Source organism: Gordonia sp. (in: high G+C Gram-positive bacteria) (genome assembly GCF_049299075.1).
Classification (GTDB): domain Bacteria; phylum Actinomycetota; class Actinomycetes; order Mycobacteriales; family Mycobacteriaceae; genus Gordonia.
Genome location: NZ_JBAQWU010000219.1, coordinates 1 through 2,268 on the forward strand (window position 1 = coordinate 1; position 2,268 = coordinate 2,268).

Consider the following 2,268-nt stretch of genomic DNA (forward strand, 5'->3'; position numbering starts at 1 on the left):
TCACCTCTGCGCGGGCCCGGCGCGAGATCGGTGACGTCTGGGGCGTCGTCCCCGACGGCCACCCCGGCCTGGATACCGCGGGCATGATCGCCGCGCTGGGTGACGGTACCCTCGCGGCAGCCGTCACCGGGGCCGTCGACCTGGCCGACCTTCCCGATCCGCTGGCGGCCGCCCGCGCCCTCGCCGGCAGCTTCGTCGTTATCCTCGAGCAGCGCCCATCGGCCATCACCGAATTTGCCGATGTCATCTTCCCCGTCGCCGCCGTCGCCGAGAAGGCCGGCACCTTTGTCAATTGGGAGGGGCGCCCCCGGTCCTTTTCTGCTGCCCTGCCCGCCCCCCAACGCCGCTCCCTGCCGCTCTCCGACCACCGGGTGCTCAACGTCCTCGCGGCCGAACTCGGCGCCGATCTCGGGTGCGACTCGCCCGAGTCGATCCACCGAGAGTTCGCGCGCATCGGCCCGTGGACCGGTCCGCGGGCCGAGCCGGTTGAGCCGGTTGAGCCGGGCGACACAGGAGCCCGTGCCGAAACCACGCCTCCTCGATTCGTGCTCGCCTCCTGGCGCATGCTGCTCGATGACGGCTCGCTGCAAGACGGCGAACCGCACCTCGCCGGCACCGCACGGCGCCCCGTCGTTCGGCTCTCCCCTAGCGCAGCGGCGCGGCTCGGCGCCGTCGAGGGCGATCTGATCACCGTCGCCACCGAACACGGATCGATCACCCTGCCGCTGGCCATCACCGACATGCTCCCCGGCGTCGTCTGGGTGCCGATGAACTCACCCGGCTCGCACCTGTATCCGGCCCTGGCCGCACTGCCCGGCGACGTCGTCACCGTGCGGGGTGCGTCATGACGTCCGTGCACCTGGCCGACGAGTTCCCCACCCTCGACGACTTCGGGCGCGACCCGTGGTGGCTGATCGTGGCCAAATCGATAGCCATCTTCGGCTTCCTGGTGCTGACCGTGCTGGTTGCGATCCTGGCCGAACGCAAGATCATGGCGCGCATGCAGCGACGCCTCGGCCCCAACCGGGTCGGCTGGCACGGCGCACTGCAGAGCCTGGCCGACGGGGTCAAGCTCGCCCTGAAGGAGGGGGTGACGCCGATCGGCGTCGACAAGACCCTCTATCTCCTGGCCCCGATCATTGCGCTGGTGCCCGCGGTGATGGCGTTTGCGGTAATCCCGATGGGACCATCGGTGTCAGTCTTCGGCCACCACACCCCACTCCAGCTGACCGATCTACCGGTCGCGGTGCTCTATGTCCTCGCCGTCGCATCTATCGGCGTGTACGGCATCGTGCTGGCCGGTTGGTCGTCGGGTTCGACGTATCCGCTACTCGGCGGCCTGCGGTCGACCGCGCAAGTGATCTCCTACGAGATTGCGATGGGCCTGACCTTCACCACGGTCTTCCTGCTCGCACACACGATGTCGACGTCCGGCATCGTCGCCGGTCAGGGCGGACGCTGGTACGTCCTCGTCCTGTTGCCATCCTTCGTCATCTACGCCATCTCGATGGTCGGTGAAACCAACCGCGCCCCCTTCGACCTGCCCGAGGCCGAGGGCGAGTTGGTCGGCGGCTTCCACACCGAGTACTCGTCACTGAAGTTCGCGATGTTCATGATGGCCGAATACATCAACATGGTGACGGTCTCCGCGCTGGCCACCACACTGTTCCTCGGCGGCTGGCAGGCACCGTTCCCGCTGAGTCTGTGGACCGGCGCGAACTCGGGCTGGTGGCCGCTGCTGTGGTTCACCGCCAAGGTCTGGGTGTTCCTGTTTGTGTTCATCTGGCTCCGGACCACCCTTCCGCGTCTGCGCTACGACCAGTTCATGGTCCTCGGCTGGAAGGTACTCATCCCATTTGCCCTGGCCTGGGTGATGGTGGTCGCGATCATCGCGCAGGCCACCCGCGGTCTCGGCACCGTGGGCACCGGACTGATCTTCGGCGCGGTCGGCCTCCTGGTGACCGGCCTGCTGCTGAAGACGATCGCCGTCGTCATCGGCGGCGACCCTTCGACAAGCTCAGGGAGCGGGCGGAGGGACTCAGGGAGCGGGCGGAGGGACTCAGGGAACGGGCGGAGGGACTCAGGGAACGGGCCCGGCGCGCCCCCTGAGCCTGTCGAAGGGAGACCGTTCGACCCGTTCGCCGGCGGATTCCCGGTGCCGCCCCTGCCCTGCCAGGTGAATCAGCCCTGCCAGGCTAATCAGCCCGGCCAGGTGAATCAGCCCGGCCAGGCGAGCGCGGAAAGTAAGGAGACCACCGATGCCTGAAC

At 68.3% G+C, this 2,268-nt stretch carries 2 protein-coding genes; both read left to right on the forward strand.

The features are described 5' to 3' along the window. Positions 1-848, forward strand: an 848-nt coding sequence (locus WAW85_RS06840; RefSeq protein ID WP_422558876.1) for a molybdopterin dinucleotide binding domain-containing protein, incomplete at its 5' end; no start/stop codon positions are given. Next, the gene (gene nuoH / locus WAW85_RS06845; RefSeq protein ID WP_422558877.1) at positions 845-2,266 is read left to right on the forward strand and encodes an NADH-quinone oxidoreductase subunit NuoH; all 1,422 of its coding nucleotides are present in this window, start codon (positions 845-847) and stop codon (positions 2,264-2,266) included. The genes WAW85_RS06840 and nuoH, both read left to right, overlap by 4 nt. Positions 2,267-2,268: the final 2 nt, after the last annotated feature.

What these genes read in the sequence shown, in the direction of transcription:
- nuoH (WP_422558877.1), top strand. Translation starts at nt 845, where the DNA reads ATGACGTCCGTGCACCTGGCCGACGAGTTCCCCACCCTCGACGACTTC.